Raw genomic sequence first — 23,555 nt, 5'->3', positions numbered from 1 at the left:
GTGGAGAGTGACGGGTACATTTATAAAAGTGTGATGCTGGTCACATAATTTTAAGGCGTTTTTAACCGTTAATGCGCAAAGAAAAATTAGTTTTATTCAGTAACTATTTAAAAAATAAGTGTTTCTATTTTTTTCTAGGTCTTTAGGTTTAAGTGTAATACTGAACTTTTAATCATGCCTATCGGAAAGATCGATACTGTCCACTTTTGAGACAGTGATCTGACACCTACAGTTATCAATGCTAAGTGCAAACAGTTGATAGAAGGAATATTACCATGATGACTGAACTTTATGTAAAAGCGACTAACTTTATTAATGGGCTTAAAGTAGATGAACGCGGTGTAACGGCCATTGAGTATGGCTTAATTGCAGTAGCGATGGCCGTGTTATTAGCTGCGGTGTTAACGGCAGATGGCGGATTTGTCGCAAACCTAGAAACTGCTTTTGGGACCGTCGCAACTAACATTTCTACAGCGTCTTCTTAGAAAGATAGCTATTTTGTTAGCCAAATTTGAATCTATTGAATTCATGCTAATATTCGTGATGCTCATTACTAGTGCTTTAGTTTGCGCAAGTGATGTAGCGTTGCGAAAAATTAGTAATATATTTGGCGTTATTATTTTTATGTGTTCCATCTTATTGTTGTTGGAGACAAAGCAGGAACTAACCATGCATTTATTAAGCCTTTGTATTGTGAGTGTTATTGTCCTCACTGCATTTGGGCTTAATATTCTTGGTGGCGGTGACGTTAAACTTATGTTGGCGTTTTCTATAGCCATTCCTATTCACTATCTTGGTGATGCAATATTTAATGTGGCGATTGTCGGTGGGATGTTATCGATATTATACCTAGTTAAATACCGCGTACTTAGATTTGTTCCAGAAGGTGGAGAAGCTGGATTACCTTATGGTATCGCGATAAGTCTTGGCTTCTTTAGCACAATATATAAATTATATATTTGATAGGTGAGAGTATGAGATCTCGAATAATTATGTTCGTAGCTCTCATAGCTATATTAGTTGGTGGCTATGGAATCTATGAGAGCGTGTTAAACAGCAATAAAGGTGCGCCTATTGTTGTTAAAGAGGAATCGCCACGGCTCGAAGAAGATTCTGTCGAATACATAACGGTATGGCGCGCAAACCAGAACATTGACCGTGGAGAGGTTATTACGACGGACGCATTGAAGCGTGAACAAATGCCCCTGACAGTGGCATTAGATGAGGGGTTACGCTCAGATGTAGAGCTGGATTTTAGTCCTTCAACGCTATTTAATCGAAACATTTTGCAAGGTTCCTTAGTTCTTCCTGAATATATTACGCGGGAAAATGATCCCGGTTATATCGATTTACTTGTCTCTGAAGGCATGACTCTTTATCCACTCGTTGTTAGTAATAAAAATCTAATCAGTGACTTCATACGACCTGGTGAGCGTATCGATATTCTTACCGTCAGTTCCCCGAGCTCCAATTTATCTGGAGCGGTAGAAAAACCGATACGATTCAAAGGGGTAACAGCAACATTATTTTTACAAAATATCAAAGTGCTCAATATGGGTGGGGAAGACGAAGAGTCCAAGTTGAAACCAGTAGCGGCAAAAAGTGATGATGGCTTTACTACTATTATTATCGAAATCCCTCCCACAGAAGTTGCAAGGCTAGCACTTGCTCAACGAACGATGCACCTTGAAGTGTATCGAAGTCGAGAATATGAAGAACCGGTGTACGCCGATGTACGGAATGTAATGAGCAATTACATTGGTATAGAAGAAATGCGTGGTTCAAAAAATAAGAACGGACGTGAGGGTGAATTGTAATGGATGACAATTATCAAGTGCACTGGATGCGCACACTCACAGCAATATTATTATTTGCCTGTGCAGTTAGTGCTTATGCCGGTCAACAATATATTACGGTCAATGATGCTAAACATATTCAATTAGATGACCGTATAACTAAAGTGTTTATCAGTGACCCAGAGGTAGTCGATTATAACGTTATTAACGAAACTACGATTGTCGTTTTCGCAAAAGCGGTAGGTCAAGCTCGCTTAATGGTGTACGGCGAATCTGAAAAACTACTTATGTCGGACAGAATTATTGCCGACATAGATTTAAGTCAAGTTCGTCGCCAGATCAAGCTGCACTTTTCTGAAGTTGATATAAAAATTGAATCTGTCGGAAACCAAGTTGCGGTAAGCGGCATTGTTCACTCAGAACAACAAAGAGATGACATCTACAGAATGGTGGCAACGTTACTCGGTCGAGAAAAAACCGAAAGATGGGATGAGACTCAAAAGCTAGAGTTTCGAACTGACAATGTTGACCTAGAAGAGCCTGAAAGCATGATCTTTGCAAGAAATATGACGTGGGACGGCATCCTTGAACAGCTAGAAGTAGCGACCGTGCAGCAGGTTAACGTGAAGATATCTGTCGCACAAGTGACAGAACGGTTTGCTGAAACGGTTGGGGTTGATTGGTCATCGCTCGGGGCAAATGTCGGTCAATTTCTATTCCAGCAATTTCAAGCTGCGGATCTTACAACACTCATCACAGCACTCGGTAATGAAAATATCGCCCAAGTATTAGCTGAACCCAATTTGACGGTGATTTCGGGTGAATCTGCAAGTTTTCTAGTTGGTGGTGAAATTCCGGTTGTCGTGTCAACAAATAATAATGTCAATATCACGTTTAAAGAGTTTGGTATCAAACTTGATTTGACCGCGAAAGTTTTATCTGAAGAAAAGATAAGAATGCAGCTTTTCCCTGAGGTGAGTGAGGTAGAACGATACATCCGGGCTGCCGGAATTGAAGTTCCGCAACTTGCGACTCGCCGAGCAATGACCACCATTGAACTTGGAGATGGGGATAGTTTTGTCCTAGGTGGATTGATGAGCAGTACCGATTTTGAGGAGATTCAAAAAACCCCAATTATTGGCGACATTCCGGTTCTCGGCGCTGCTTTTCGAAAATCGTCGACGGATAGAAGACGAACAGAGCTACTAATCGTCGCGACGGTTAATCTGGTTAAGCCGATGAAGAAAAAAGACATCCAATTACCGTATATCAGCAAAACCAATACATTGCGCAGGTGGTTAAACATCTCTGAGCCAGAAGAAACAAATAGCGGAGATAGTCCAACTATTGAATTGTTGTCAAAAGGAGGGTTCATCCAATGAAACTATGGCAAGGAATGCTCATAATATTTTTCCTCTCCGGTTGTAGTGAACGATATTACAACGGTAAGGGTGCTGAACTGTTGGTTTATCCGGAACAGCATGTTTACGAATTTTCCGCTAAAACTCAGCCTCAAGCCCTAGAAAAGTTGTCGCAAATTTTTGAGTCAGTTGATGACATTGATTCAGGAGCCTCTTATACCATTGAGTATAAAGACGCTCGCGCAAAATCGATGCTTGAGGCATCGCTAAAAGATAAGAAGTTATTGCCCTATCGTGCGGAAGTTTTTACGACTAAGCGTAACACCGGCTTAAGCAGTGACGTCAAGGTTACGATTATTTTCCATACCTTAATAATGAAGCCATGCCAACCTTCAAAAATTGAATCAGACGACGTGAGTCGAAATTGTTTTTCTGAGGCAGCTCGAGTACAGCAAGTTGCTCATAAAGAGCGTTTGGTGGAGGGAATCTAATGTTTGATATTAAAAAAAGGCTTCCTGAAACAGAAGCACCGAAGAAAAGCGCATCAAGCACGTCAGGGCCTGCAGGATGTGCGTTAGTTTTTCAGACCGATGAATGTCGAGCTTTAGTTGAGGAGTTATTTGAATTTGAGGGATGGGATGTTCCCAATAGCGTTGATGCACATAAAGTCGATAGCCAGTTTTATGCCAAGCAAGATAGCAACCTGATTATTGTTGAGCTTAACGAATCGGCGAGCGTTATTGAGGATGCAAAAGCGATTGCTGCAACGTTGCCTACCCATAAAGGGGTGGTGATTATTGGCCAGGAAGATGCTATTTCGACATTGCGGTCACTCAAAGAAATGGGTTTTTACTATGTTTTTTGGCCAATTAATAAGTATGAATTTGCTGAATTTGTTATGCATGTTCATAACGACCTCAAATCCTATTCAGGTGTGAGTAAAGAGCGACGGGCGAAGAGGGTCGCTGTAGTGGGTAGTAAAGGGGGGATTGGTACGTCTTTCATTGCAGCAGAATTAAGTGCAAAAATGGCGGGCAGCGGTGTAGATACGATTTTAGTCGACCATCAATACAATGACAGTAATATCGACGTATTGCTTGGCCTTACCGATCATGTACCCAGAACATTAGATGAATTTTCAGTGCCTATGCACGAGTTAGATCTTGATGGTGCTATGAACTATCTGCATCCAGTAGCGAGGGATCTACGCCTATTATCTCTTCAAGGTGAGGCGTCTCAAGCCGACCTACTTAACTACAACCAAGCGTTATGTGATTTGTTAACTCGGAATACCAACTTTATCGTGGAAGACTTTTCAGGAAGTGTCGACTTTCAGGTTGATTGCAAGTTACTTATTGAAAATTACGATGTGGTTACCCTTGTTATCGAACCTTCGGTCGCTGCGGTAAGGAAAGCGAAATCACTAATATCTAATCTTGACTCGATCCGTGACGCGACGCGAAAGCGTACGCGAATTATCATTGCTGTGAACCATCATAGACCCGATAAGAGCTTTGTAATTGAGCGAAATGAATTGGAGAAGTATCTCGGTTCGAGCGTAGATTTAGATTTTGATTATTGCAAAAACTTACCTCACCTCCATGTAGACGGGAAAAGAGCATATAAGCATGATAAGCATATCAATCACTCAATTGAGCAATTGGTGCGTCTTGTTAATGGTCAGCCTGTTAGTAAAAAAGGTCTACTACATAGGTTGGGCATATTATGATTTCAAATAAAGAAATTTATGTCGCCTTTCGCTCTCAGATCTTTGAGGCGCTTGACCCTGAAGCAATTCAAACGTTATCTGAGCGGGAAATCGAAAATCAAATCCGAAGTGCGGTGGACGTATTAGCCAATAGTTTTGAAAGACCAATAACCGCTATGATGAAAAGTGGTTTAGTAAAAAGTATGATGGATGAATTGTTTGGTTTAGGACCAATTCAACCACTGGTAGAAGACCAAACGATTACCGACATTATGATTAATGGTCCTTCTGATATTTTTTATGAGCGGGATGGCAAAATCCATCGTTCTGACATTTCATTTGTTGGTGAAGAACAAGTTTTAGCAATAGCAAAACAGATTGCTGCTCGAGTTGGGCGACGCGTTGATGAGCTTTCTCCTACGGTTGATGCCCGTTTAGAAGATGGCAGCCGGGTTAATATTGTCATTCCTCCTATCGCACTCGATGGAACTTCCATTTCAATTCGTAAGTTTCGTGAACAACATATCGGCGTAGAAGATCTCGTAGATTTTGGTTCTATGACATTGGATATGGCGCGAGTCTTGTCTATAGCTTCACGTTGTCGAATGAATGTACTCATTTCAGGAGGCACAGGCTCGGGTAAGACAACACTGTTAAATGCACTTTCTCAATATATCACTGAAGATGAACGGATCGTCACCATTGAGGATGCGGCAGAGCTGCGTTTACAGCAACCAAACCTGGTGCGGTTAGAAACCAGAGCGGCAAGCATTGAACATACCGGTGTCATCACACAAAGGGACTTAGTCATTAATGCACTTAGGATGAGACCTGACCGAATTATCCTAGGGGAGTGTCGTGGTCCCGAAGCATTCGAAATGCTGCAAGCAATGAATACAGGTCATGATGGCTCGATGTCAACATTGCATGCCAACTCTCCGAGAGATGCGATAAGTCGTGTAGAGTCAATGATCATGATGGCTAATTTGAATCAACCTCTTGACGCTATTCGTCGTTCGATAGTCAGCGCTGTTCAGATCATTATTCAAATAAGCCGTTTAAGAGACGGTACTCGGAAGATTACCAGTATTTCTGAAATCGTTGGGTTAGAAGGCGAAAGTGTTGTAATGGAGGAGCTTTATCGATTTGAGTACCAAGAGTCGGGCTACGGTGAAGCAGTAAAAGGAAAGTATGTCACCGAAGGTATTATGCAGCGTTCTGAATTGGTTAAAAAAGCACAATTTTATGGCTTGTATGAAGAGTTAATGAGCTCGTTCCAAGGAGCAAAATTATGATGATTTGGCTGTCGCTTTTCCTATTTGGTGTTGTTGCTATCTTGCTTATTACTGGGAAGAAGCATCATATTGCAGATTATTTCCCTGAAGGTGAAATAGGTGAAGAGTCAGCTTCTGCGATTAATGTCGGTTCGTTGGTTCCCAAAAAGGGGTTGAAACGTGCACGAGAATCTTACCGTTTTTCGGCACAATCGCTAGGACCAAAAGCGAATCTATTTGTGATGCTTTACCTCGCTGCTAGTGCTTTTGTTGCGTGGTACATAGGCTTTCAGTTTTTGAAAAATAATGCACTAGTGGTGTCAATCCTAGTTATGTTGGCCCTCACGTTCATTGGTTATCAATGGTTACTTGGGCGTCGTCGAAAGCAGTTTCAGCAAACCTTTCCGGATGCCCTTAATATCCTGATGAGTGCGGTCTCAGCAGGGGAAAGTTTGATGCAAGCGATTAGCTTTGTTGGACAGAATTTAGATAATGAGGTAGGAAGAGAGTTTAAAAATATGGGGGATCGCTTGAAGCTAGGTGAGTCACCCGAAAAAGTATTGTTAAGAGCCAGTAAACGCTTTCCATATCCTGAGTTTATCTTTTTTACGGTGACTTTAAGGGCAAATATTAGTCGAGGAGGGCAGCTTAGAGGTGTTCTCGCTCGGTTAATCCGAGTGCTAGTCGACGCAAGAACGATGGAAAGTAAAAAAATGGCAATGACGTCAGAGGCGAGAATATCTGCAAAAGTTGTCGCAGCTATCCCGTTAATTTTTGCTTTCATTTTATACCAAGTTAACCCTGCCAATATTGAATTTATCCTCTACGACTCAAAAGGTGTATATATCTTGTATTACGTCGTAGGGAGTGAGTTGCTCGGACTATTCATCGTTTGGTTACTGGTTAAGGCGGTGAAATTATGATGATGTTAATAAGTGTGTTCATAATTTTCGTTGCAGTAGTATTTGTATTTTCTGAAGTTTTTCGTACGCACACTCGTCAGAAGAGACTGTCTGGGCTAATGATGAAAAACCAACCATTAGTACCGGTTAAATCCAATCGAATTATCATTGGTTTTGCTAAAGAGCAAAGAAAAGATTTGGAGCAGAAACTACTCGATGCTGGTTATTACAACAAAAGCCTCGCCAAATATTATTTACCATCGAAAATAGTGGTCGCTGTCGTAGTGAGTGTTGCAATATTTTTTCTTGAAATGACGGTTGTCAATAAGCTTGCGGCTCTGATGGTTTCTATCGTTATGATTATTATTGTACCTGACTTTTTATTAGAAGCTCGGAAGCGTTACATGGTAAAAAAAATATCTCGGAGTTTACCATATTTGCTCGATATGATGTCCGTTTGTGTGCAGACTGGTATGACAATTGAAGCGTCGTTTAGTTATTTACATAAGGAACTATCGGCGTTTGATAAACATTTAAGTTATCAAATTAAAAAAACGTCTGATGCCAGCAAAATACACGGTATAGAGAAAGCGCTTCATGACTTAAACATTCGACTTCCTGCTCCAGAGGTTCAGAGCTTTGTACTTACGATTGTTCAAAACCTTCACTATGGAACGTCTGTGGCTAATATCCTAAGTGATCTAGCAGAAGATATGAGACGGATACAATTACTAAATATCGAAGAAAAAGTAGGGAAACTAGCGGCCAAAATGAGTGTCCCGCTCATTTTGTTAATTATGTTTCCGATTGTCATTTTAATTCTAGCGCCTGGTGTGATGCAGGTCGATTTTAATGTAGGACAGTGAACATGAATGTTAAATGGATTTTGATGCTTATTGCAACGATGTGGTTATCTGGTTGCGCCACTAGCACCGCACCGACTGAGCAAGAGTTGGTGGCGAGTATGCAAAGAGTAGATAATCATGAAGGACTTATTCAGCATTATAAAACGCACCTTCAGAATAACCCAGATGACCTCAAAGTGACACAAGAGTTAGCAGAAGTCTATTTCGGTAAAGGTGATGTAGAGTCTGCAAGATTTTATGCTGATCACCTTTTAGAGCAAGGCGTGAATAATTGGCAGTTGCATCAGTTAAGAGGGCAAATTCATGACAAGAAAGGTGAAAGTGAATTGGCGATTGAGCGCTATATACACTCAACCAGTTTAGGAAATAAAACCAGTGAAATTCATGTTCTATCGGGAATTTCATACAGTAAGTTGGACAACTTTGAATTAGCAAAACAGGAATTTAATCAGGCGAGATTAAAAGGACATAACGATGTCACAGTGAAGAACAATTTGGCAGTAATTTTTCTTGCACAAGGAAACTATGTGCAAGTGACGGAGTTGTTAGCCCCTGTTTTCAAGGAGAATCCAAATAATGAGGTGGTCAAGGCGAATTTAGCGATAGCTTTTTTCAAACTTGGTCAATTTGGACAAGCAAGAGAACTCTTGGATGGTGACTATACCGAATCGCAAGTGTCGTTAATTTCAAGACAACTCTATGAATTTGATGGTTAGTTGTTATGTGTGCTCAAAAAAAGCGTCAGAAAGGGGTAACAACAGTCGAGTTTGCAATCGGTGCTATGGTGTTGATTCTTACGACGTTGATGATATTCGAGTCGAGTTACCACATTTATGTGAACAATCTTGTCGATTATGCATTACGAGAAACCGTGCGAAATACCCAGTTTTATGCGGGTAGTAGCACTCATGATAACTACAAAACTCGTATTGATGACTTGGTGACTGGAGACGGCCATTTATGGAATTTTATGGCTCCGCATGAAAATTTTACATTAACAGGTAAATACTTCAATTCTTACAGCGACTTTGTGAATAATACTGGGCTATCAGAAGATGATGAAGGGTTTACCGGAGCATATACCTTAGCTGAACTGACGTTGTCATATGAGTACACGCCTATTATTAACATTTTTGGTAACGGACCACAGACTATTTCAAGAACCACCGTGTTAAACCTTGAGCATGAGGGGTGGGAAGAATGAATAACAGTAAACGAAGTCAGAAGGGCGCATTTGCCATTGAGCTGACCATGGTTTTGATCGTGTTTCTCGGAATTTACCTTTTTATGACTGACATCAGTCATAAATTATTGGTTCGTTCTCAACTTGATCGTGTGAGCTTTGCGTTAGTTAATATTTTGAAAGAACGAACAAGGTTTTATGGAGGAGTCGCGACATTAAATGATTCTGACCGAGATGATATGCAGGCGTTGGCGTATAGAATGCTCGGAAAAGAAGAATCAGATTTGGCGATTAAGATAGAAGCCCTTCACAATAAAACGAGCGTTGACGTCTATACAAGTGCACCGTATGAGGCATTAGGTTGTCAAGCTACCGATATATCTGAAAAAGGTGCATTGGCTCCTGTAGAAGAAGGTACGATTTATTCGTTGTATCAAGTGACGTTATGTGACCAAGCGGATTCTTGGTTTGCAAATTTTTGGGGAAACTCTGGAACACCTACTTTCACGATCACATCTAGTTCAGTAGTGGCGGGGAGGTAATATGAAGTACCGAAATGCACTAACACGAAATAAGATGAAGGCGCAGCGGGGAATCGCCGCTGTTTGGATGGCTTTTACATTGGTACCTGTTCTGGGAGTGACGTTCTGGGCAGTAGAAGGGACGCGCTACATTCAGGAAACGAACCGATTAAGAGACGCCGCAAAAGCGGCTTCAATAGCTGAAACGATTGAAGATAAGCGGGATACGTATGCTGCTGATGAGCAGAGGATCTCAGGTGCCTATATTCATGACTACGTACGTAATATTCAAGTTTCTAATGTCGCCGTAGAGTGGGTTCATCAGCCACAAACAGATACACAAGATGAATACATACAATATTCAGTGAATGCGACGACGACTCACAATTCATGGTTTGCAAGCAATCTTATTCCTTCCTTTGATACAACTGAAGATTTAAACGGTATTGGTGTTGCAAAAAAATACCCAATCATTTTGGGTGATAAAAATATCGACATTGTTTTTGTTTCTGACTTTTCTGGCTCAATGGGTTGGCAGTGGGGAAGCAGTTCATCTTGTACCAGCTCAAACTGTAAAATTACTGACTTAAAAGTGTCAGTGAAGGCGATAGCAGATAAGTTGCTTTGTTCTGATATAACCTCGGATCCTGTAACGGGTGAAGATGCATGCAGTGATGACGACCAAAGTGGGCTATCCAGTAAGTTAGATAATCGTATTGCAGTTGTACCTTTTAATATTCGGACGCGTGAGACGAATGATTCAGGCACTGAATTTGCAGTTAGCCAGCTACGATATAGAGATGATGTTGACACGTCTGATTCTGAACGAAGCTATGAAGAGGTGAACTGGAATAAATGGAGAAAATACAGCTCAGAGGTAGTCTATGATTGTTCAGATGATCAGAGTGAGTGTCCAAATCAGAAGTCAGGAGAGAGAAAGCAAGCGCAACGATTGGTGAGTATCTTTGATATCGATGAGGACGATGATAATAGTTCATATCATGCAGATGTTTATGATTACGTGAACTTTTCACTTACCGTTAGTGAGATGTTTGAGAGTACTTTTCCTGATTTAAAAACTAAATATCGAGTCACGGATAATGAACTTTATCGTGGTTATGGGAGTTCAAGTGTTGGCCAGTTTTTTAGTATCGCTTTGACGAGCGATAGGGATAACATCGACCAAATTGACGATATGTTTGCTAGTGGTAGTACCGCCGCATTCCAAGGAATGTTAAGAGGATTTCAGCATCTTGCTGCTGGTAAGCCTGACACGACAGACGAAGATGAGCTTGCCACTTATGACGAAAAAATCAAAATGGTGATTGTTTTAAGTGATGGTGTGGAAAGCCCCAATAATGGGATATTGAGTGCTCTAGTGACAGAAGGGATGTGTGATAAGGCACGAGAAGAGATACCGGGTTTGTACATCGCGGTTATTGGTATTGATTTTCAGGCATCGGAACAAAGTGGTTTTCAAGACTGCGTGATCGATGTTGATGAAGACATCATTGATGTGACTGATACCGATGATTTTATCGAAGTATTGGAAGAGTTAATTAAAAAAGGATCTCGTGGTACAGGTGTAACGAGACTGTATGGGTGATTAGGAATGTCAAAACTAAATGCATTGATTGCAACCAGCGTATTCGTGTCTTCTTTTGCCTTAGCAGAGGACCCCAGTACTTTCATTAATGAATATTGTGGAACTAAGCACTATGAATATTCCCACAAGATCACCATTGGGGAGATAACGGGGGTTGGCTCTCATCGGCAAGGTTATATACAGGTGACTGAGACAAGTAATGACGATGAACTAAAAATGTTGTTACTAAAACGCTCATCCTTATTGACCGATCCAAGTGACTGCCTTACTTACATCTCAAATCTCGGCATTGCTTCGTTTGGTGAGGCGACGGATAAAGGGTACTTGGTCGCACGGGTACATTTTGCATTTGATAAATATCATCTTACACCGCTAGCTAAAGATGTGTTGTCAGGTGTTGCACGACAACTTGCTGATAATAACTTTCAGGTGACAGTTGAAGGGCACACAGACTGGGTCGGTAGTGAGTCTTACAATCAAGCCTTAGGTCTCAATCGTGCTCAGAGTACCGCAGACGAACTCTATGCGTATGGTATTGAGAAACAAAATACCACATTGAAGTCTTTTGGTGAGTCAGAGCCAATAGCATCGAATAAATCCAAAGATGGGCGATCTCAAAATCGACGCTCAGATGTGTATATTCCGGTGGAAGAGCCTGAGGGGGATGTGTCCAACCCTGCACCATAATCTCCATTAATAATAAAACCAGCGATGAATGCTGGTTTTATTATTAGAAGGGGAGGGTACTACAGTGATATATGAGCTTACTCAAACCATTTTAATTTATTGTGCAATTGCGTCACGCCACCAACGACGATAAGGGCAGGGCTTTGCGCTTCGCTCGCCATTTGTGGCAAGGTGTGGAGTTCACCTTGAAATACGCGCTGCTCCCTGCGTGTTCCATTTTCAATAATGGCGCAAGGCGTATTAGCTTCTAAACCGTGAGAGATAAGCTGTTTGGTAATATGACCACTTTGCTTTAAGCCCATATAGAAGACTAACGTGTTGTTCGATTGAGCTAACGCACTCCACTCTATTTCACGTCCGTCTTTTTGTACGTGACCAGTAATAAATTGCACACTTTGTGCATGATCTCGGTGGGTGAGAGGAATACCTGCGTAAGCGGTGGCACCTGCAGCCGCAGTAATGCCCGGTACCACTTCAAAGTTAACGTCATTTTCTGCCAACGTTTCCAGTTCTTCACCACCGCGGCCAAAGATAAACGAATCCCCACCTTTAAGCCTGACGACTTTTTTCCCTGCTAAGGCTTTATCAACTAAAATTTGATTAATTTGTTCTTGAGGAACACAGTGAAAATCGAGTTTTTTCCCCACATAGATAAGTTCAGCATTAGGTTTTGCTAGGGCAAGTATTTCGGTTGAAACAAGCCTATCGTAAACCACAACATCTGCGGCTTGAATGACGCGATAGCCTTTTACGGTTAATAAGTCAGGGTCGCCGGGGCCTGCACCAACCAATGAAACAAAGCCGCGCGTTATTGGGTTAGGAGTGGTGGTCATATAATACCTATCCGTCAAATTTGATTATAAAGAGTAACACTCAAAAGACTGAATAGAGTCGCTACTTTTTATCGCCAAATCAAGTTAAGTGCAATCTCACGCTTGCGTGGGACTGCACTTATTATGTTAATTATTACAGTGTCAGCTACTTAGTGCTTAGTGCAGGTTCAGCATTAACAGCAGTCTCTGTCTCTGCATTGATTGCTGGTGCTGTTTTAGCGTGCGTTAAGTATAGAGGAATACACGTCATCACCAAGCCACCAACGATGTTACCTAGAATGGTTGGGATTAAGTTGAAGTTTAACCACGTTGCAATACCAAAGTCAGCACCTAAAATCATACCCAGTGGGAATAGGAACATGTTAACAACCGTGTGCTCAAACACTAATGCGAAGAAGATGAAGATAGGGAACCACATCATTGCTACGCGTCCTGATACAGAGCGTGCCGTCATGTTACCGATTACGCCTAGGCAAACCATAAGGTTACAAAAGATGCCACGTACAAAACAGGTAATCCAGCCGTCCATACCCATGTTTTCAAAACCTAAGCTGCGAGCAGTAGAAACAGCGATGAATTTTTTTGCTACTGCGTTAAGTTCAAGAGAGAAGTTGCCTGTCAGCGATACAGCAACAAGGTAAGCGACGATCAAAGAACCGATTAGGTTACCTAAGCCAACAATGCCCCAGCAACGGAAAATACGATTCCAAGTAATACCTGGGCGATTAGCAAATTTAGCTAGTGGCGCTAGACCAAACACACCTGTTACAAGGTCGTAGCCCATTACACTTAAGATAACAAAGCCCACAGGGAAGACGAGTGCGCCAACAACGCCCATGCCAGTTTGAACGATCGTGGTGATTGCGACCACGACGGCAAGAGAGAGAATGATACCTGCCATCGTACTACGGATGAGTAGATCACGAGTGCTGGTGTTTGTTTTTGCTTCGCCAACGTTGATCATGGTTTGCACGAACTGTGCAGGTTTAAAATCATCAGACATAGAATTGTCCCTATAAAAGTTTAAGTTAAAAGTTAAGATTGAATAGTGATAGGGGCTGAAACGTGTTCTTAGTTGCTAGAACGGACAACCCCTATAGGCTATTTAATCTTTGAAATTAGGCTGAGATTTCTACTTTGCCTTTCGTCACTCGTGTCTTGTACGCTTTTACGCTAAAACGTTCGTCTTCCAGACATAGACCTGTGCTTAGATTAAAGCGTTGCTTCTTTAGTGGGCTTGCTACCCAAAGTTCCCCTTGGTGTTCACAAGTCAAACCACGAGAGAGCACGTTTGAGCGAGCAAATGGGTCCATGTTACTAATAGCAAAGACTTCTTCGTTATTTCTTGGACGGAAGATTGCTACTTGTTGTCCATCAATCAATGCACAAACGCCAGTTCCAGGAATGATGTCTTGGATATCGCATACTTTTTGAAAGGCCATGATTATTTCTCCAGCTCTACGTGTAGGATGTCGCCCTTAGCATCAGGGTGCTTCTCTGTGTAAGTGGCTGGACGGTGTTGTTCACGCTCTTGTACGAAAACAACATTGTCATCACGTAAATCACTGTTAATGAAGTGAGCAAAACGTTTATGTTGAGATTCGTCTTCAACCGCATTTGTCCATTCACAACTGAAGTTACCGATAAGCTTCGCGACGTCTGCTTCAAGCTGCTCATTAATGCCAAGCTTGTTGTCTACAATCACTTCGCGAAGATAATCAACACCACCTTCCATGTTGTCCATCCATACAGAAGTACGTTGTAATGGCGCAGCGGTACGAATGTAAAACATCATGAAACGGTCGATGTATTGGATCAATGTTGCTTCGTCTAAGTCAGAAGCTAGTAGGTCGGCATGACGAGGTTTCATACCGCCATTACCACACACGTACATGTTCCAACCTGCATCAGTTGCGATGATACCTAAATCTTTACCTTGCGCTTCCGCACACTCACGAGTACAGCCAGAGACACCAAACTTCATCTTATGAGGAGTACGAATGCCTTTGTAGCGATTCTCGATACGAGAGCCAAGGCCGACAGAGTCCTGCACACCATAACGACACCATGTTGAACCAACGCAAGTTTTCGCCATACGCAGTGCTTTTGCGTACGCTTGTCCTGTTTCGTAACCCGCAGCAATTAATTTTTTCCAAATGGTTGGAAGATCATCTTTTTGCGCGCCAAATAGGCCAATACGCTGTGCTCCTGTCACTTTGGTATATAGGTTGTATTCAGCTGCCACTTCCGCCAGTACCTTAAGGGCCTGTGGTGTGACTTCGCCGCCAGCCATACGAGGAATGACTGAGTAGGTTCCGTCTTTTTGGATGTTGCCGAGGAAGTTATCATTGGTATCATGAAGCTTAACCAGCTCAGGCTTGAGAATATGCTCACCCCAGCAAGACGCTAGAATAGAACCCGCTAGTGGCTTACATACTTCACAGCCGTAGCCTTTGCCGTGCTTTTCTAGCAGCTCTTCGAACGTTTTGATTTCTTCAATACGAATCAGGTGGAACAGTTCTTGGCGAGAGTAAGCAAAGTGCTCACAAACGTCATTTTTAACTTCAATACCTGATTTGGCTAACTCAGCATTGAGTACTGAAGTCACAAGTGGAATACAACCGCCACAACCAGTACCTGCACCCGTGACTGCTTTGATATCACCAATGGTGTGGTGACCATCAGCAACAGCTTGAGCTATTTTGCCTTTTGTTACGTCGAAACAAGAACAAATAACCGCTGTTTCAGGCAGTGAATCTGCGCCTAATGATGGTTTTTCTGCACCCGCGTGAGCAGGAAGAATTAGGGTGTCTGGGTGTTCTGGAAGCTCGATGTTGTTGAGTTTCAGTTGTAATAAGTCGCCATAATCCGACGTGTCACCGACCATTACTGCGCCAAGTAATTGCTTACCGTCTTCAGATACAATGATGCGTTTATATACTTCTTGTTCTTCGTTTTGGTAAACGTAACTTTTACAGCCTGGAGTACGACCGTTTGCATCGCCAATCGATCCAACTTTCACGCCAAGAAGTTTTAACTTCGCGCTCATGTCAGCACCTTCGAACTGACTGTCGTTGCCAACAAGGTGATCGACAGCCACGGTTGCCATCTTATAACCTGGAGCAACGAGGCCGTAGAATGTACGGTTCCAAGAAGCACATTCACCAATCGCGTAGACGTCGGCGTCGGTAGTTTGACAGTGGTTATTGATTTCAATGCCGCCACGCGGTGCAATGCCAAGTCCCATCTGACGCGCAAGCTTGTCTTGTGGACGAATACCTGCCGAGAATACGATGAAATCAACTTCTAGGTCTGTGCCGTCAGCAAATACCATAGTGTTACGCGCAGTCTCACCTTCAGGCTTGATCTCTAGCGTATTTTTACTGGTATGGACTTGAACGCCCATGCGTTCAATTTTGTTACGAAGTTGCATACCACCTTGAAGGTCAAGTTGCTCTGCCATTAGTACTGGCGCAAACTCGATAACGTGCGTGGTGACTCCTAGCGCTTTCAACGCACCAGCAGCTTCTAAGCCAAGTAAACCGCCACCGATAACAACGCCGCTTTTACTTTTCTTAGCCGTCGCTTCAATCGACTTAAGATCCTCGATAGTACGGTAGACAAAGCAGTCTTTACTTTCATTGCCTTTGATTGGCGGGACAAACGGGTAAGAACCGGTTGCTAGGATGAGCTTGTCGTACTTGATTTCACGACCAGTACTGGAGTAAACGATTTTATTCTCACGGTTAATGTTTATCGCGCGTTCGCCGATTAACACATTAACACCGTGTTTTTCATAAAAGCCTTCTTTAACTAAAGAAAGTTCGTCTGCCGTATGGTGAGAGAAATAAGAGGAGAGGTGGACACGGTCATAGGCGACGCGCGGTTCTTCGCAAAAAACGGTAATGTCTAAGTTGGACACATCGGTCTTGTCGACTAAGTCTTCAAGATACCGATGACCGACCATGCCGTTACCGATCACGACAAGCTTCATCTTGCTCATATTAATACCTAAGGGTTATTCTTCAAGTCTACGCGCATTGTTAATTGTGAAAGAAAATTAATATATGATGTAAATCAATTACAGAAATAAACTACTCTAAAGGGGTAGATGATTTGAGTAACTAATCGCCAAATTGATGGTAGGTGGGGTTATATGCGGTTGTTTCGAATGGCAAACGGTTAAGTTCGACCGTTTGTTAATAATGCTCATATTCTGAGACGTTACTATTAGTGATATTTTTACTTATATTGTAATTTACTTACATAAACCCTTCTACTTGTGTGGTTTATAAGGAAAAGCCATAACTATATGGGATTTTATTCTATAAACCTTAGCTCACATTATCCTAGCTTATTGCTAATAACATTATAAATAAAGTCAGTTGGTAGACGCTTAATCGTGACATGATTTACAAGGAGGGAATATGAATATCTTTCATATCCAAGTAGTAATCATTACCTTTGTCCTCGCCTTATTGGTTGGTTGTAATGGCAGTGGCGGAGATTCAAAGACGAATACACAGAATCAAACTATACCCACTTCTCAGCTGACGCTGCCTGAACAACTGGAGGTAGTGACCAATGAAAACGAATAATGTAATTCTTATCTTACTTATGTTGTCGCCTTTTGGTCTTTATGGCGCTTATGACGATACGGATACTGAGTACACGTTAGCGGAGCAACGAACTCATGTTTGGAATGAAGCGCTAGAGCCGATTGAGCTGGTGAATAGTATTTTGTGTTTTACTGCTCAATTCAACAGTGTTGAGTTTGCGAATCAGGGGGCTTACCTGGTGTTAGCGGACGAATCACTTTGTTTTGATGAGGAAAAATCAGGTGCTACTGGTCAATCGTCGGGGGGAGGTAATCAAACGAAATTAATGAAAGCGGTCAGCACTGTTGAGCGTATTTCAGATGATGTCCCTTTGAACGTGAGTGTTTGGCTCCCTGATATGGGCAAGAGTGACGAAGGAGAGCAGGCCATCAAGTTCAAAGCACAAATACGAGATGGAGCAACGGAGGCGAATCCGTTTGGTGACTTTACTTTTAATTTTGATTTTTTTGATAACTTTGCTCAAAACAATCAATCCGGTGGCGGTGAAGTCAAAACGATATCTGGGTTAGAAGGAAAAATAGGATTTACGTTATATGAACAAGGTAATCATGGCGGTAATGAAAGCTATAAACAATGCGCGAGTGTCGTCATGTCTGACGACCGCACTCACGGTGTCGCACTGACGGGAAGAGAGTATTCAGGTTCCAATGGCAGTGGGGGACAATCTTTTGCATTGGCGTTTAATGAAAACAGAGTATTAGTACAAAGTACAAATGGTGGCTTTGATGATTTGCCTTATAAATCTGGGGATCATGTTACTGCTACACAGTGCCTTAGCCGAACTGAGTTAACCGCTTATGTCCATCGCTATGATTTATATGACTCTAGTACGGGCGAAGTGGTGGAAATCAATAGTGGTTTTCCAATTCGCTATGACTCGACCGATAACGGTAATCCCGATAGTTATGGGTTTGTCGGCTATTGGGGAGTTTGGACGGAAAACGGTCATCAGTTCAACCACGGTGATGGTGTGATCAGAGAAAGTGATAATCAGCAAGAATCACTCACAATTGTCGCGGCGCCAGGTCGCCTTATCAAAAATAGTGTCAAGTCATTGGCTTTAACGGAGCTAGACGGTATTGATTTCCAATATTGGGATGATGCTGTGTATCAAGATGGTTCGTTTGATCAATGGGTAGTGAATTATAGTAATCAGCAATTTGTGAAGGTTGCTAAGTTGTCTTGGCAAGATAATGGCCCGAGCATTGTTCAACTTGACACACCGATTGCCATTTCGTTAAACGCATACGACAGTCTTCATATGTATTCGGAGCAACTTGGTGGAGAAGTGAAGTATTTAAGTGGTGAAGACAACATGACTTATTATGTGCAAACGTTTATCGACGGTTCCCAAAACGGTGATGCGCAAATACCAAACAACGGCACTATCACGCTCACTTGTTTTGACAATTGCCCAATTGGTAACATTGATGCGCAACATGTCGCCGAGTATTGGGGGGAAAGTAGCCCATTCGAAACGGGCAATGACGCACCGTACAGTTATACCTTCTCAATTAGTGGCGATAATGCGTTAACATTGGTGAGTGTCGCAAGCGGCGAGCGAGTTGAGTTTGACTCCGCTGTTACCACAACCATGTTAGAACCGACGCCTCACCATTGGGGGGTAAGAACGGGCCCTATGGTACTTTCAAGTCAATCGGTAACGGACTCGTGGAAAATGTATGACCCACAAATCGTTCAAGAGTTTTATGTCTGGGAAACGGGGCTAAACGAGTGGAACCGATTAACGACAGTACGAGATGGTAATGGCGATATCGTTAGCTTTGATCGACCCATTCAATTTAGTTATATCCATAGTTCACTCAATGACCGTAGTGGCGATGCTGGCGATTATACTAGCCAAACGTTTATGATTAATTACGGTGGTAACGGTGACCTTTGGGGGATCCCAAGTATCAAAAACGGTGAGAATAGTCACTATCGTGCGGCATTCTCAATTAATGATGGTGTATTAATGGGTGGTTCTCAGCAATACGTGATTAAAGCTCGAGAAATCGAAGAATTGATGACGCCGTTATCCAGCTCAGAGTGCAGCACACTCATTCTGCAAGATCCTGCTGTTGATGTGCCGACGTCAGTTACGGGTAGTGCTGATATTGGCAGTATGCCTTTTGTCGAGGGGGAGCCGGCGGTTATTGCAGGTGTGACTCAATAAAAGGGTAAGGCATAGAGATGGGTTCGCAATGAAGGCAAAGGCTCCTGTTATAGGAGCCTTTATTTTAACCTAAGAATAGCCATACCCCGACGCCACACATTAATGTGCCTGCGATACGATTCATGGTCTGTACATTGTTTGCGTTTCCAAGTGTGCGTTTTAACCCTTTGCCGCCAGTGGCATAGATGGTCATACAGACAAATTCACTTAGAAGGATGATTCCTAGCATGATAGACACTTGTCCAGTCATAGGTTGGGATTGGTCGATAAACGGTGGTAATAGCGAGATCATGAAGGCCCAACCTTTCGGGTTAGCAATGGCAGTGACAAAACCCTGCACGACTAAGTCCCAGTCGTTGTGTGCTTTTTCATTGGTTGAATCGGCTGAAATAGCAAGCTTGCCTTTTGAACGCCACATTTGAATGCCAAGATAAAATAGATAACTGGCACCGACGGTTTTAAATACCACGAAAATATCTGGATAACGCAGCATAACGGCCGCGACGCCAAGTATGGCCGCAAGCGCTACTAACGCAACCCCAACCAGCTCGCCTATCATCATCCATAACGTTCTACGATACCCAATACTCATACCCATTGTCAGTGCAAGTGTCATACACATTCCTGGCGTAATAGAGACAAAGAAAAAAGTGGGGATGAAAATACTGAGTGTTGACAAGTTCATAGCGTTCAATTGATAAAGAAATCAGTTTGCTATTTTTAACAGAGTTGCGGAACAAACACTATAGAAAGTACGTAAGATAGGTAAACAAAGTCCCTATCAGAGAAAATATGACGTTGTGTAGTGGACAGGGAGCAAGTAAGGGTTGCCCAATCCCTATGGGCATGCCTAGCCATAGACATTATTATTCATGTTATCGCACGACTATTGCCAGCGGAAGGTGTAGATTATTTTACCGGCATATCGGTATTTTTTACCGCAAAGAGTCGTTCAATATAGTTACGCTTCACTCTTTCCATTATTGCTTGTGTATCCTCTATGAAATAGGTGGTAGACGGATTATTGAGAAACTTAGTACCAACTTCAAAATAGGTACTCTTCGTTTTTCGAATATCGTGATAAATAACGCAATTTTAAAAATGCAAAGAGTACTAGGAATATCCCAAATTGGGGTCGAGAAGAGTGCGATAGGTAGCTTATCTAGTGAAATACGTTGTTATTAGATACCCATAGAGAGGAAGTGTCGGCTTGTCTTGGCCGTTAGTTTGAATGAACGTTTTGACATAGGCACATCAAGCCCTCATGGTGTAACAGTAATCCAATAAAGTAGAAAGGAATCAAAGAAATGGAATTCAAAAATACCATTCGTCGAGTGAGCACGCTGCTTATTGTTAGTGGTGTAGCGTTGGGCATCTCTACTGCGCAAGCGGCCCAAGAGGTTTACCGGTTAAAGTTGGCTGAAACTTGGGGGCCTAATACGCCAATCTTGGGCGACGCCAGTAAAAATATGGCTAAGCTTGCCAAGGAAATGTCAAATGGGCGACTAATTATCCGAATTGACTCTGCCAATAAGCACAAGGCGCCACTCGGTGTTTTTGATATGGTGAAATCTGGACAATACGATTTAGGCCATTCAAGTTCGTATTACTGGAAAGGGAAGGTGCCAAACACGTTATACTTTTCTTCGATGCCTTTTGGTATGACAACGATGGAACAGTATTCGTGGTTCTACCACGGTGGTGGTATTGAATTGATGCAGCAAGTTTATGCACCGCACAATCTACTTTCATTCCCTGGTGGTAACTCAGATATACAAATGGGGGGATGGTTTAAAAAAGAAATTAACTCTATTGAGGATCTACAAGGTCTAAAAATGCGTATTCCAGGTTTTGCGGGCGAAGTATTAGCTAAGGTCGGAGCAAAGCCAACGAATATAGCACCCGGCGAACTATATACTTCTCTGGAGCGCGGCACAATCGATGCGCTTGAATGGGTAGGGCCGGCGTTCGACTTAAGAATGGGTTTCCAAAAAATTGCCCCTTATTACTACACCGCATGGCATGAGCCGGGATCAGAAACGCAGTTTTTGGTGAATAAAAAGGTGTGGTCCAAATTGCCCGAGGACCTAAAAATCATCTTAGAAACCTCATTCCGTGTTGCTGCGTTTGATATGTATACTCAGGCATTGCATGAAAATGCACAAAGTTGGTCGAAAATGAGTACCGAATACCCCAATATTAAAGTTCGCAGCTTCCCGCCTGAGGTCATTAATGAACTTAAACAGGCAAATGAAACCTTACTCAAAGAGCAAGCCGATAATGATGAGTTAGCGAAAGAAATTTTGGACTCGCAGGCAAATTACTTAGCTAAGATGCGTGAGTGGACTAATATGTCGCTTCAAGCGTACTTAAACGACCAAGATTAGCGCGTTCGTATTAGGCGTTGCGGTAAAAGCAAAAGTGGTGAAGTTTTAGTCTCTCGAACTCACTAAGCGCCTAACCGCTGCTAAATCAGCTTTAATAGCCTGAAATTCCGGGGATATTGAGGCTGATTTTTTATTGCTCATCGCGACTGGAATGATTAATAACGCTAGGAATCTTCGCTGGGGTATCTAGTTGTCTCAGACTTACCTTCTTTGGCAAGAGGTGCAGCCTCTACAAGCTGAGCGAGTATGTTTATCTAACAGGCTGCGCTGCACTTTACAGTAAGCGTTTTTCAGCGCTCGTCTGGCAGAGAACCAGTCATCTGGTTTTTCCAACAGTAAGTACCCATTAAAGCGTTTAATGAGTTGAAGGCGATTTGCCGCGATAAAACGACTATCAAAACCAATGTCAAAGTACTCTAATGCTTGCTCAATGGATGTAAAGCTTTCAATTGTTTGTTGAATATCTGATTTTTGCATGGTGATTGAAGTTGCCGTTTCTATGGATAAAAATATAACTTGTTTTGGAAAGGGCAACATTGATGTTAACGCAAATTTCGATAACTAGTGTGTTTCCCCTTGTCTCATTTAATTAATCACATGTTCAATTAAGTACCGACCAAGTTAGCGACTTAGGCTGCCGCAATTACTGGTACAACAAACGCACTGATTGGTAAAAGAAATCAGTGCGTTGTTCAGTGGAAAAGAAACAAAGAGCGAACGGTTCTTGCCTACATTAGCGAATTACTTCGAGCATGCGAGATCGTAGTCATCAATAGCTTGTTGCAAGTGAGTGAGAACGGCGCTACATAAGTAGGGTCTGAGAGCCATAAATTTTTCTTCAGGCCAATTGTAAATGTTTAACGATAGCAGAGTATTAATCGTATCAGTATCAAAACGATATTTTACGTGAGTGGCAGGTGAGCCTGCTACAACGCTATAGGGTTCGACATCTTTGGTGACCACGCTGTTGGCGGCGACTATGGCACCTTCACCAATAGTGACTCCGGGCATTATCATGCAGCGCATTCCCAACCAAACGGCATCATGTATTGTTGTTGGCCCTTTACTTTGGTATGACTGCTCTATGTCTTCCATAAATGGGTAGAGGCAAAACCAGTCTGATCTGTGGTTATGATTCCCGCCCATAAGAATGATTGCTTCTGCTGCAATACAGACATAGTCACCGATGTAAAGCTTGTCTATCGCCCAACGCGGATCCCACTTCTTGCTGACTGCATCACCGTGTAAGTATCGAATTACGGATTCTTCGAAGCCGTTATCCCAACAATCACTGTAATAGCTGTGTTTCCCTTTAATCTCAATGTTTTCGTTTTGCACGACATCATGCAAAAGCTGAAATTTTGACCAATGTTTATTCGTCATTATTATTCATCCTATTTCATTTTTTACCTAACTAAGCGTTACGCAACAGGTGAGTTGCAACGCCACAATGGATGGAAAAAAACGTCAATGAATACGGGGTTGATTCAGTAGTGGATTAAACAACATGACGGATTATTCCTTGTTAGGAAGAGCAGGAGCTCACTTACGCTGACATTAGGACAACATATATTTTCGGTGATAGGTTTTAAGGTGAAATATTCACCAGTACTAAACAAATGACGACTATGCCTGA

General features: G+C 42.3%; 24 protein-coding genes. 17 read left to right on the top strand and 7 right to left on the bottom strand.

Annotated elements, in window-relative coordinates:
• The first annotated feature begins 275 nt into the window (after positions 1-275).
• Genes L4D05_RS04635 through L4D05_RS04570 form a run of 14 tightly spaced genes read left to right on the top strand, consistent with a single transcriptional unit; the run spans position 276 to position 11,904 of the window.
• Positions 276-485: a Flp family type IVb pilin gene (locus tag L4D05_RS04635; protein WP_428793177.1), complete on the top strand. Its 210-nt coding sequence runs from the start codon at positions 276-278 to the stop codon at positions 483-485.
• A 43-nt stretch (positions 486-528) separates the two neighbouring features.
• Positions 529-963, top strand: coding sequence for an A24 family peptidase (locus tag L4D05_RS04630; RefSeq protein WP_428793551.1), 435 nt, complete (start codon positions 529-531; stop codon positions 961-963).
• Between the two features lie 11 nt (positions 964-974).
• Complete coding sequence (gene cpaB / locus L4D05_RS04625) at positions 975-1,817, top strand: Flp pilus assembly protein CpaB (RefSeq protein WP_428750792.1); 843 nt, start codon at positions 975-977, stop codon at positions 1,815-1,817.
• A gap of 26 nt (positions 1,818-1,843) precedes the next feature.
• Entirely contained in the window at positions 1,844-3,178 is a 1,335-nt protein-coding gene (locus L4D05_RS04620) for a type II and III secretion system protein family protein (RefSeq protein ID WP_428793550.1), read from the top strand.
• Positions 3,175-3,648 carry a hypothetical protein gene (locus tag L4D05_RS04615; RefSeq protein WP_428750790.1) on the top strand — a complete coding sequence of 158 codons (474 nt, stop codon included), beginning with the start codon at positions 3,175-3,177 and terminating at the stop codon, positions 3,646-3,648. Before L4D05_RS04620 ends, L4D05_RS04615 begins: the two co-directional genes overlap by 4 nt.
• Positions 3,648-4,886, top strand: coding sequence for a CpaE/TadZ family protein (locus L4D05_RS04610; RefSeq protein ID WP_428750789.1), 1,239 nt, complete (start codon positions 3,648-3,650; stop codon positions 4,884-4,886). The genes L4D05_RS04615 and L4D05_RS04610 overlap by 1 nt, the downstream gene beginning before the upstream one ends.
• Positions 4,883-6,160: a TadA family conjugal transfer-associated ATPase gene (locus L4D05_RS04605; protein WP_428750788.1), complete on the top strand. Its 1,278-nt coding sequence runs from the start codon at positions 4,883-4,885 to the stop codon at positions 6,158-6,160. The genes L4D05_RS04610 and L4D05_RS04605 overlap by 4 nt, the downstream gene beginning before the upstream one ends.
• On the top strand, positions 6,160-7,062 hold the full coding sequence (locus tag L4D05_RS04600) for a type II secretion system F family protein (RefSeq protein ID WP_428751161.1): 903 nt from the start codon (positions 6,160-6,162) through the stop codon (positions 7,060-7,062). Before L4D05_RS04605 ends, L4D05_RS04600 begins: the two co-directional genes overlap by 1 nt.
• A complete protein-coding gene (locus L4D05_RS04595) occupies positions 7,059-7,907 on the top strand; it encodes a type II secretion system F family protein (RefSeq protein ID WP_428793176.1) in 849 nt (282 codons plus the stop codon). The genes L4D05_RS04600 and L4D05_RS04595 overlap by 4 nt, the downstream gene beginning before the upstream one ends.
• A 2-nt stretch (positions 7,908-7,909) precedes the next feature.
• Positions 7,910-8,623 (top strand): tetratricopeptide repeat protein, encoded by a 714-nt coding sequence (locus L4D05_RS04590; protein ID WP_428793175.1) that lies wholly within the window; start codon positions 7,910-7,912, stop codon positions 8,621-8,623.
• A gap of 5 nt (positions 8,624-8,628) precedes the next feature.
• The gene (locus tag L4D05_RS04585; RefSeq protein WP_428750785.1) at positions 8,629-9,111 is read left to right on the top strand and encodes a TadE family protein; all 483 of its coding nucleotides are present in this window, start codon (positions 8,629-8,631) and stop codon (positions 9,109-9,111) included.
• On the top strand, positions 9,108-9,632 hold the full coding sequence (gene tadF / locus L4D05_RS04580; RefSeq protein WP_428750784.1) for a tight adherence pilus pseudopilin TadF: 525 nt from the start codon (positions 9,108-9,110) through the stop codon (positions 9,630-9,632). Before L4D05_RS04585 ends, tadF begins: the two co-directional genes overlap by 4 nt.
• A gap of 1 nt (position 9,633) precedes the next feature.
• Positions 9,634-11,217 carry a TadE/TadG family type IV pilus assembly protein gene (locus L4D05_RS04575; protein ID WP_428793174.1) on the top strand — a complete coding sequence of 528 codons (1,584 nt, stop codon included), beginning with the start codon at positions 9,634-9,636 and terminating at the stop codon, positions 11,215-11,217.
• A gap of 6 nt (positions 11,218-11,223) precedes the next feature.
• Positions 11,224-11,904, top strand: coding sequence for an OmpA family protein (locus L4D05_RS04570; RefSeq protein ID WP_428750782.1), 681 nt, complete (start codon positions 11,224-11,226; stop codon positions 11,902-11,904).
• A 77-nt stretch (positions 11,905-11,981) separates the two neighbouring features.
• Here L4D05_RS04570 and cobA read toward each other — a convergent pair whose 3' ends face one another.
• The 4 genes from cobA to nirB all read right to left on the bottom strand — a co-directional run bounded on the left by cobA (position 11,982) and on the right by nirB (position 16,740).
• Entirely contained in the window at positions 11,982-12,737 is a 756-nt protein-coding gene (gene cobA, locus L4D05_RS04565; protein WP_428793173.1) for a uroporphyrinogen-III C-methyltransferase, read from the bottom strand.
• Between the two features lie 145 nt (positions 12,738-12,882).
• Positions 12,883-13,740, bottom strand: a complete 858-nt coding sequence (locus L4D05_RS04560) for a formate/nitrite transporter family protein (RefSeq protein WP_428750780.1) — start codon at positions 13,738-13,740, stop codon at positions 12,883-12,885.
• 115 nt (positions 13,741-13,855) lie between these two features.
• A complete protein-coding gene (gene nirD, locus L4D05_RS04555; RefSeq protein WP_428750779.1) occupies positions 13,856-14,179 on the bottom strand; it encodes a nitrite reductase small subunit NirD in 324 nt (107 codons plus the stop codon).
• A gap of 2 nt (positions 14,180-14,181) precedes the next feature.
• Positions 14,182-16,740 carry a nitrite reductase large subunit NirB gene (nirB, locus tag L4D05_RS04550; RefSeq protein WP_428750778.1) on the bottom strand — a complete coding sequence of 853 codons (2,559 nt, stop codon included), beginning with the start codon at positions 16,738-16,740 and terminating at the stop codon, positions 14,182-14,184.
• A 424-nt stretch (positions 16,741-17,164) separates the two neighbouring features.
• On the opposite strand from nirB, the gene L4D05_RS04545 reads away from it, so the two are divergent.
• A complete protein-coding gene (locus L4D05_RS04545; RefSeq protein ID WP_428750777.1) occupies positions 17,165-17,335 on the top strand; it encodes a hypothetical protein in 171 nt (56 codons plus the stop codon).
• Positions 17,322-19,532 (top strand): hypothetical protein, encoded by a 2,211-nt coding sequence (locus L4D05_RS04540; RefSeq protein ID WP_428793172.1) that lies wholly within the window; start codon positions 17,322-17,324, stop codon positions 19,530-19,532. The genes L4D05_RS04545 and L4D05_RS04540 overlap by 14 nt, the downstream gene beginning before the upstream one ends.
• A gap of 64 nt (positions 19,533-19,596) precedes the next feature.
• Here L4D05_RS04540 and L4D05_RS04535 read toward each other — a convergent pair whose 3' ends face one another.
• Positions 19,597-20,217: a LysE family translocator gene (locus L4D05_RS04535; protein ID WP_428793171.1), complete on the bottom strand. Its 621-nt coding sequence runs from the start codon at positions 20,215-20,217 to the stop codon at positions 19,597-19,599.
• 622 nt (positions 20,218-20,839) lie between these two features.
• Between L4D05_RS04535 and L4D05_RS04530 the strand changes: the two genes are divergently transcribed.
• Complete coding sequence (locus L4D05_RS04530) at positions 20,840-21,919, top strand: TRAP transporter substrate-binding protein (protein WP_428750774.1); 1,080 nt, start codon at positions 20,840-20,842, stop codon at positions 21,917-21,919.
• A gap of 201 nt (positions 21,920-22,120) precedes the next feature.
• Here the strand turns inward: L4D05_RS04530 and L4D05_RS04525 are convergent, their stop codons facing one another.
• Positions 22,121-22,396 (bottom strand): nitrogenase-stabilizing/protective protein NifW, encoded by a 276-nt coding sequence (locus tag L4D05_RS04525; protein WP_428750773.1) that lies wholly within the window; start codon positions 22,394-22,396, stop codon positions 22,121-22,123.
• A gap of 264 nt (positions 22,397-22,660) precedes the next feature.
• A complete protein-coding gene (locus L4D05_RS04520; RefSeq protein ID WP_428793170.1) occupies positions 22,661-23,302 on the bottom strand; it encodes a CatB-related O-acetyltransferase in 642 nt (213 codons plus the stop codon).
• Positions 23,303-23,555 lie beyond the last annotated feature (253 nt).

The organism is Vibrio nomapromontoriensis, assembly GCF_050337205.1.
Lineage (GTDB): Bacteria > Pseudomonadota > Gammaproteobacteria > Enterobacterales > Vibrionaceae > Vibrio > Vibrio nomapromontoriensis.
Note: the sequence above shows the minus strand (reverse complement) of the source record. Positions and strands in the feature narration are given on the sequence as shown.